At 74.4% G+C, this 8,350-nt stretch carries 6 protein-coding genes; 5 read left to right on the top strand and 1 reads right to left on the bottom strand.

Translation table 11 applies throughout. The features are described from left to right. Positions 1-194: 194 nt before the first annotated feature. Entirely contained in the window at positions 195-1,418 is a 1,224-nt protein-coding gene (locus tag ACIRQF_RS12935) for an MFS transporter (RefSeq protein ID WP_376631910.1), read from the top strand. Positions 1,419-1,623: 205 nt separating this feature from the next. Further along, a complete protein-coding gene (locus ACIRQF_RS12930; RefSeq protein WP_404091619.1) occupies positions 1,624-2,310 on the top strand; it encodes a TetR/AcrR family transcriptional regulator in 687 nt (228 codons plus the stop codon). On the opposite strand, the gene ACIRQF_RS12925 is transcribed toward ACIRQF_RS12930, so the two are convergent. Next, positions 2,279-5,149 carry an ATP-binding protein gene (locus tag ACIRQF_RS12925; protein WP_404091616.1) on the bottom strand — a complete coding sequence of 957 codons (2,871 nt, stop codon included), beginning with the start codon at positions 5,147-5,149 and terminating at the stop codon, positions 2,279-2,281. The two genes, ACIRQF_RS12930 and ACIRQF_RS12925, sit on opposite strands and share 32 nt — an antisense overlap. 523 nt (positions 5,150-5,672) lie before the next feature. On the opposite strand from ACIRQF_RS12925, the gene ACIRQF_RS12920 reads away from it, so the two are divergent. The 3 genes from ACIRQF_RS12920 to ACIRQF_RS12910 all read left to right on the top strand — a co-directional run bounded on the left by ACIRQF_RS12920 (position 5,673) and on the right by ACIRQF_RS12910 (position 8,076). Continuing rightward, a complete protein-coding gene (locus ACIRQF_RS12920; protein WP_404091614.1) occupies positions 5,673-6,161 on the top strand; it encodes a hypothetical protein in 489 nt (162 codons plus the stop codon). Continuing rightward, complete coding sequence (locus ACIRQF_RS12915; protein WP_404091611.1) at positions 6,158-6,904, top strand: thioesterase II family protein; 747 nt, start codon at positions 6,158-6,160, stop codon at positions 6,902-6,904. Before ACIRQF_RS12920 ends, ACIRQF_RS12915 begins: the two co-directional genes overlap by 4 nt. 281 nt (positions 6,905-7,185) lie before the next feature. Continuing rightward, on the top strand, positions 7,186-8,076 hold the full coding sequence (locus ACIRQF_RS12910; RefSeq protein ID WP_404091609.1) for a class I SAM-dependent methyltransferase: 891 nt from the start codon (positions 7,186-7,188) through the stop codon (positions 8,074-8,076). The last annotated feature ends 274 nt before the right edge of the window (positions 8,077-8,350 follow it).

Raw genomic sequence — 8,350 nt, 5'->3', positions numbered from 1 at the left:
GCGTCATATCGTGCCCGGCCGGGCGCCGAACGGTCTGCCTGTACGGTGCCCACGGCCCGGGGTGGGGGCCCCCCCACCACCCCCCCCCCCCCCCCCCCCGGGGGGGGGGCCCCCCCCCCCCCCCACCGCCCTCCCTCTGACCGATGGCCGCGGCCCGTCCCGACCGGCGGGCCGCGACAAACAGGAGAATTCCCGTGACCAGCACTGGCAGTAGCGAAGCGACCGCAACCGCACTGCGCCCCCACCAGGCGCCGCCCGAGGAACGGCTTCCCATCCTCAAACTGTTGGCGTTCACCGCCGCAGGCTTCCTGGCGATCATGACCGAGACGATGCCCGCGGGTCTGCTCCCGCAGATCGGGCAGGGCCTCGACGTGTCCGAAGGACTGGCGGGCCAGCTCGTCACCCTGTACGCCATCGGCTCCGTGGTCGCCGCGATCCCGGTGATCGCCGCGACCCGCAGCGTGCGGCGCCGGCCGCTGCTGCTGTGCGCCGTCGGCGGCCTGTTCGTCTTCAACACCGTCACCGCCCTGTCCACCCACTACGGGATCACGCTCGGCGCGCGCTTCGTCGCCGGCATGGCGTCCGGTGTCATCTGGGGCCTGCTCGCCGGCTACGCCCGCCGGCTGGTGCCCGAGCACCTGCAGGGCCGCGCCCTCGCGGTCGTCGGCGTCGGCCAGCCCATCGCGCTGACCGCCGGCGTCCCGCTCGGCACCTACCTCGGCTCCGTCACCAGCTGGCAGGGCGTCTTCTGGATCATGTCGGCGGTCGCGCTGGCCCTGATGATCTGGGTGCGCCTGCTGGTGCCGGACTTCCCGGGCCAGGCCGCCGAGCAGCGTCAGCCCATCCGCGAGATCTTCGTGACCCCGGGCATCCGCCCGATCCTCGCGGTGATCTTCCTGTGGATCCTGGCCCACAACATCCTCTACACCTACATCTCGCCCTTCATGAGCAAGGCCGGCCTCGGCGAGCGCGTCGACGTGATGCTGCTCGTCTTCGGGGCCACGGCCATCGTCGGCATCTGGCTGACCGGCATGTACGTCGACCGCAAGCTGCGCGTCCTGACCCTCGGGAGCCTGGCCGGCTTCGCCGCGGCCTCGCTGATCCTCGGCATCGGCTACTCCTCGCCGGTCGCCGTGGTCATCGGCGTCGTCGCCTGGGGTCTGACCTTCGGCGGCGCGCCCACCCTGCTCCAGACCTCCATCGCCGACGCGGCCGGCGACGGCGCCGACGTGGCCCAGTCGATGCTCGTCACCATCTTCAACCTGGCCGTGGCCGGCGGCGGTGTGGTCGGCGGTCTGCTCCTCGAGTCGTCCGGCGCCACCTCGTTCCCGTGGGTGCTGCTCGCCCTGGCCGTCCTGGCCTTCGCGATCGTCGGCACCGCCAAGGCGGGCTTCAAGCCCGGTCGTCGCGGCGCCTGACCAGCCCGTACGACCGTCGGCAGCCCGGCCCCGGGAGCGTGGGGGCCGGGCTTCCGGCATGCCCGGACGCCTCCGCTGCCGCGGTTCACGGGCGGGCGGTCCGCAGGAAACACGACAGTCATGTTTCGTTGCCTCCGTTTCCGTGCCGGAGGCGGTCCCGGTGCGAGACGATGGCGCTCCCATGTCCCCGACCCCGGAGCGTGCGATGCAGCCTCTGACGCGTCCGCACATCGTGGCGGCGGGGCTGCGTCTGCTGGAGCGCGAGGGCGCGGCCGGCCTCAGCATGCGCAAGCTCGCCGGCGAACTCGGCAAGGCCCCGGCGGCCGTCTACAAACACGTCAGCGACAAACGCGAGTTGATGTCGCTGATGTTCGACGAGGTGTCCCGGCGGATCGAGCTGCCGGACCCCGGCGACGACCCCCGTGCGTCCATCGTGGAAGCGGCGCAGAGCGCGCACCGGGTCCTGGAGGAGCACGGGTGGATCGCCACCGAGATGCTCGACGGACGCCTCCTCGGCGGCGCCACCTCGATGCGGCTCTCCGAGTTCATCCTGGACGCCCTCGTCCGCACCGGAATGAGCGACGCGCGGGCCGCGCGCCTGCACGTCGCCATCTGGGAGTACCTGGTCGGACACCTGGTCGCCGCCCGGGCGGGGGCGCCGGGACTGACCCCGTGCCCGGAGGCGCCGACCGGTGAGGGCGGCGCGGAGGACTATCCGACCGTGCGCCGGGTCGCCCCGCTCGCCGCCGCGATGAGCGACCAGGAGCGGTTCGCCACCGGGCTGCGGGCCCTGCTCGACGGCGCGTTCGCGGAGCCCCGGGACCCGCACGGCACGGGGGACGCCGAGGGTGCGCCGCCGGTCACCCGGTCCGCAGCTGGTGCGGCGGGGTGACCGCGCTCCGGGGCTGGTAGAGCAGGACCGGAGCCGCGGCCGTCTCCTCCTCCGGCGGGAAGTACCTGGCCAGCTCGTGCCGACCGCTGATCCGCAACTTCCGGTAGGAATGAGTGAGATGGGACTCGACGTTCCGCAGGCTCACCTTGAGCAGATGCGCGATGTCGCGGTTGCTCATCCCGCCCGCGGCCAGCTCGGAGACCTGCCGTTCGGTGGGGGTCAGCAGCGACTCCGTGGAGTCCTTGCGCGGATCGGGTCGCCCGCCCGCGAACCGCAGCTCTCGCTGCACCGCCTCGACCAGGCCGTCGGCACCGAGCGAGATGGCCAACTCGTTGGCCCGGTGCAGCAGTTCCCGGGTGCGCCGGGCCTTGCCGATCTGCCGGTGCGCCCGTCCCGCCTCGTACAGCGCATGGGCGAACAGCAGCGGCGTGGGGGCCGCTTCGAGGATCTCCATCGCCTGGTCCGCGAGTTGCAGCGCCTCCCGCCCGGAGCTCGCCCCGGACTGCGCGATCAGGGACCGGCCCAGCGCGAACGGCGCGTCCCAGCGACGCGCGAGCTCGGTCTCCTCCCGGGCGGCCCGCCGGGCGGCGGCCATGTTCCGCAGCGCCAGCTGGAGCGTGGCGCGGGTCGAACGCCAGGGCAGGATCGCCGGGTTGACCACACCCCTGCGCGTGAGCTCGTCCTCGCAGCGCGCGATCAGGGCGAGGCCGCGCTGCGCCTGGCCCAGCCGGCCCAGGGCGCGCCCGGCGCTGTGCAGGAGGTGCAGCCGCCACCAGGTCACGGGCTGCTCGCCGGGCAGCGGCGGGGCCTCGTCGAGCAGGGCGCCGGCCGCGGCGATGTCGTCCTTCTCCAGGGCCACGTCGATGAGGACGCTCCGGGCCAGCGCCCCCGCGTGGTACGGGGCGGCACCGATCCCGGTGAGCAGGTCGAGCGCCTGGACGGCGTCGTCCTCGGCGTCCGCGAGCAGTCCGCGGTGCAGTTGCACCAGGCCGCGTACGGCGAGGGCCTCGGCGATCCGGGTCGCGGTGCCCTCCGCGCGCGCCAGTCGTACCTCGGTGTCCATGTGCCGTCGGGCCTCGTCCACGTCGCCGGCCCACAGCAGGGCCAGCAGCGCGTGGTACCAGGTGGGGGAGCCGTACGGGGCGCGGGGCGCGGCCAGGAACCGGTCGGCGATCCGCCGTACGGCCTGCGCCGAGTCGCCCGCGGCGGTGCGCAGCAACAGGACCCGCTCCAGGCGGTCCTCGGCCTCGGCCTCGGCCCCGCACCCGGCCTCCGGGCCGGGCCGGTAGGTTCCCTCGTGGAGCCGGACGTGGATGAGCCGCTCGCGCAGCCGGGCGGCGGCGGACGGGTCCATGGTGCCGATCGCGGCGCGCGCGTCCTCCAGTACCTGGCGGGCGCAGGCCGGTTCGTCGAGCCGCAGCAGGATGTCGGACAGGCGCAGGGCCTCCTGGAGGCGCTCCGCGGGACCGAGCGGTCCCGCGGTGTGCGCGGTGAGCGCCCGGGCGGAGGCGGGCAGGTCCAATGCGGTGAGCGCCTGAATGCGTAACCCCTCGGCGTGGGCGGCGAGTTCGTCGGGCACCCCGTGCAGCACGGCCTTCTCGACGAGCCGCCGGGCGCCCGCGGGGTCCCGGCCGACCATGCCCTGCGCGGCCTCGAGCAGCAGCCGCACCATCCACGGCTCGTCGAGCCGGTGGGAGTGCAGCAGGTGTGCGGCCACGTCCTCGCAGGGGGCACTGCGGCGCCACATGTAGCGGGCGGCCAGCCGGTGCAGCTCGGCGCGCTCCGCGCACGGGATGTCCCGGTAGAGCAGCCCGGCGAGGAGGGGGTGGCGGAACGTCATGTCGTGCGGGCACAGCAGCCCCGACTCGGTGAGCCGCGACAGGCTGCGGCAGGCGTCCTCCGTGGGCACGCCGCACAGGTCGGCGAGGATGGCGGGGTCGAGGGGCGAGCCCAGGATGCTGGCCGCCCGGGCGATCTCCAGGCAGTGCGGGTCGAGCCGGCGGAGCATGCACATGATGCGCTCCTTGACCGCCTGCAGATGCCTCCGCTCGTCCGGCGGGTCGGCCGGGGAACGGCCGCCCGCGGCATCCGGGGACGGCCCCGCCCCGGACGCCGCCGTGCCCCCGGGACCGGCCGGGACGGTGCGTATCTGCTCGGTCAGCAGATAGGGGTTGCCGCCCGTGTCGGCGACCAGGGCGTCCACGGACTCGTGGTCGTGGCCGCACAGCGCGGCGGCCAGGTCGAAGGCGGCGCTCGGGCTGAGGTCGTGGAGATGGATGTGGCGGTCCGGGCGGACCCCCTCCATGAACTCGACCAGGAGGTGCTGGTCGCTGGCCGGTTCGCCGCAGCGCTTGGTGGCGAGCAGGACGACCGGGAGGTTGTCGAGCCGGCGGCTGAGGAAGCCCAGCCACAGCAGGGACTTCCGGTCGGCGTGCTGGACGCAGTCGACCGTCAGCAGGATCGGGGTGCGGCGCGCGGCCCGGCCCACGCCCGCGCAGAGCTCGGCGAGCAGCGGGTAGTCCGGCTCGGCGGGCCCGCCGGCGGGCCCGGCGCTCGACGCGAAGGCCCGCTCCCAGCCCTGTGCCGTCTCGGGCAGCGTGCCGAGGAGCTGGTGCACGACGCCCAGGGAGAAGCGCTGTTCGGTGGGGGAGGCCGTGGCGGAGAACACGACCATGCCCATTTCACGGGCGGTCTCCTCGGCCCAGCGCAGGAGCGAGGTCTTCCCCGTGCCGATGATCCCCTCCACCAGCGCGACCGCGCCCGTTCCCGCGGTCGCGGATTCGAGCATCTCGGTAATGATCTTGGATTCTTCGCTCCTGCCGAACAGTTCCCGGGGCACCGCCCTACACCTCCTGCCAGAACAGCGAACTCACGACGACGAGACGACGAGACGACGCGACCACGTGCCGACGACGCGACGCGATGACCGAACGGCGAACCGACCCGACGACCGGCTCGGCGAACCGCGCGCCGGAACCCGCGCGGTCAAGGCCGTCTTCCGGTCACGGCCACGTCGTTTCCGCCCTGGCAGAAAGGGCTTCCTCAGACGGTGTGGAGGTAAATGCGGTTCCTCCACTACGACCCCCCGATCACCGGTGAACGGCGTACACCTCCGATGCGCCCCGACGCTAGCACGGCCCCCTCGCGAATTTGTACAACCCCTTCCGCCCGAAGGAATCGAAGCGTGTTCCTTCGGCCATTGCTTCGGTCCCACCGTATTGATGTACGTGGGTACCGCACGGGTACGGTCTGCACGGCATTGCGGTGGTGACCGGTGAGCCGAACGGAAAAGGCTCCGCCGGGACCTGACATATTCGCCCGCGGCCTATTGGCGGAAATCTGATGGAAGGATCGGTGCTCGCGTGACCGCGACCAGCGAGGAGCTTCGCCCGTTATGGGCCGTCCGCCCGGCACGGCCGCCGCGGCCGGCCGCAGACCCGCCCCAGGGCGGCCGCATCGAACAGTTCGTGCTGACCCTGACCGGCCTGCTGCCCCTGGTCTACGAGCAGGCCTGGCAGAGCGTGCTGGGCCCCGGTTTCCGCCTGGAGACGGTGGACTGGCGGGCCACCCGCCCCCAGGTGCAGGACGCCCGCCTCGCCGAGCGGCTGGCCCGGGAGGCGGCCACCGGACTGCCCCTCGACCGCGGGCCGTGGACCCACGCCACCCTCATCCGGCGCGACGACCGGACCTGGACCTTCGCGTGGCGGTACGCCCGCGAGCTGACGGACCGCCGAGCCGGGCTCCGGCTCCTCGACCGGGCCACCGAGGCCTACGCCGTCCTGCTGCGCGGCGGCCCGCCGCCCGTCCCGCCGCGCACCGACGACCTGCTCGCGGGTCCGGTGGGCCGATGACCGGCGACACATCGGTGCGGCTGTTCTGTCTTCCCTTCGAGGGCGTCTCGGCCGGCGTCTACCTGCCCTGGGCCGAGGCCGTCGGCCCCGCCCTCGTCGTCACGCCCGTGGAGCTCCCCGGCCGCGGCCGCCATCCGCGCACCCGCCCGTGCGGCGCTCTGGAGCCGCTGCTCGCCGAGATCATCCCGTACGTGGCCCGCATGTGCGACCGGCCGTTCGCGCTCTACGGGCACGGCTTCGGCGCCCTCCTCGCCTACGAGATCGCCGCCCGGCTCGAATGGGAACACGACGCCGTGGCCGAGCGGCTCTACGTGTCGGGCTCCGGGATGCCGCACCGGCCGGTGCCCGAGCGGGCGGTCGGCCACCTCCCCGACGCGGCGATGATCCGCCGGCTCCGCGAGCGCGGCCGGATGCCCCCGGTCGACTCCGACCCGCGCCGAGCGGCCCGGGCGCTGACCGCCCTGCGCGCCGACCTCACCGTCATGGAGGCCTACCGCCGCGACCCGCGCCACGTCGTGCACTGCCCGGTCACCGCGCTGGGCGGACAGCGGGACCGCAGCGTCACCGGGGCGGACCTGGCCGGCTGGCGCCGCTGCACCCGGCGGGCCCTGCGCGTGGAGAGCCTGCCCGGAGACCACTACTTCCCGCTCACCGCGAGGCGGGAGCTCCTGGGTGTCTTCGCGCGCGACCTGATCCGCCCGCCGGCGGCCCGCCGGCTGCTCGCGGCGGCGGCCGGGTACTGACGGGACCGCCGACTCCGCCGACGCGCGGCGGCGGCCGGGCCCGGAGGGGTGCCGCCCGCGTCCCCCGGCGGACCGCCCGGCCGCGCCGTCCGCCGCCCGTCGACGTGCGCCCGCAGGCCGGCACCCCGCGGACCGCCCGGCCGCGCCGCCCGCCCACGTGCGGCCGCCGCCACCGGCCGCCACCCGCGTACCGCCCGCGCCCCGCCCGCCGGTTCCGGAATCGGCAACAAAGATTGCCCGCGCCGCGCGGCGTCCACATCCTGGCCGCCGGAGGTGACCGTATGACACCCACACACCGCGCCCAGGACCTCGACGGCGAGGCCTGCGGCGCCGAGCCGGAGCACGAGGCGGAACTGCACTCCGGCTTCCTGGCGGACGCGGCGCACTGGCTGCGGGGCCTGCTCGGGCCCGAGGACCGGGTATCGGCGGCGGTCCGCCGGGTCCTCGACGTCGGCAGCGGGCCGGGCGTCGCCGCATGCGTCCTGGCCGAGGCCTTCCCGCGGGCCGAGGTCGTCGCCGTCGACCGGTCCGCCGAACTCCTCGCCCGGGCCGAGACCCGCGCCGCCGAGCAAGGGCTGAGCGGGCGGATCACCACCCGGCGGGCCGAACGGCCCGAGGAGTTCAGCCGGCTCGGCCCCGCAGACCTCGTCTGGACCGGAAACGTCTGCCGCCACCTCGGCGACCAGCAGGCGGCCCTGCGGAGCCTGGCGTCCGCGCTGCGGCCCGGCGGCATCCTCGCCGTCGCGGAACGCGGACTGCCGCCCCGCTTCCTGCCCCGCGACATCGGCATCGGCCGGCCAGGACTCCAGGCCCGCCTCGACGCGCACCTGGAGGAGCGGTTCGCCGCCGGACGGGCCGGGCTGCCGGGCGCCACCTCCGTGGTCGAGGACTGGCCCTGTCTGCTGGCCTCCGCCGGGCTCGTACCCACCGGCACCCGCACCTTCCTTATCGACTTCCCCGCACCGCTCGACCTCGCCCCGCGCCGGCATCTGCACACCCGGCTGCGCCGCGTCCTCGACGAACTCGGCGAGCGGCTCGACCTCGTCGACCGGTTGACCGTCGAACAGCTCCTCGACGGCGACGCCTGTACGGGCATCCTGTGGCGCCCCGACGCCTTCTACCTCTCGGCGGTCACCGTCCACACCGCCCGGTTGTGCCGGGTCCGGTCCTGACCTTTTCCCGTACGGCGGTACCCGCCCGCCGAAGCGGTCGGTCGCACGCATCCGGAATATGCCGCAACACCGCCGGACTTTCCCCTCGAACGGCCCGCCAACCGATTCCGTTCCCGTACTCCCGCGCCTTCTTCTCCTAATTTCCTTAGCAGTCCGGACGGGGCCCGGCGGGGCCCCCCCCCGGCCGCGCCCCCAGTCCCCGGGAGCCGTGGAAGAACCCCGGCCGCGATTAATCTGGCAGCCCAAACGGCGCACCCAAAGTATGGCCACAACC

It is taken from the genome of Streptomyces sp. NPDC101191 (assembly GCF_044767915.1).
Classification (GTDB): domain Bacteria; phylum Actinomycetota; class Actinomycetes; order Streptomycetales; family Streptomycetaceae; genus Streptomyces.
Note: the sequence above shows the minus strand (reverse complement) of the source record. Positions and strands in the feature narration are given on the sequence as shown.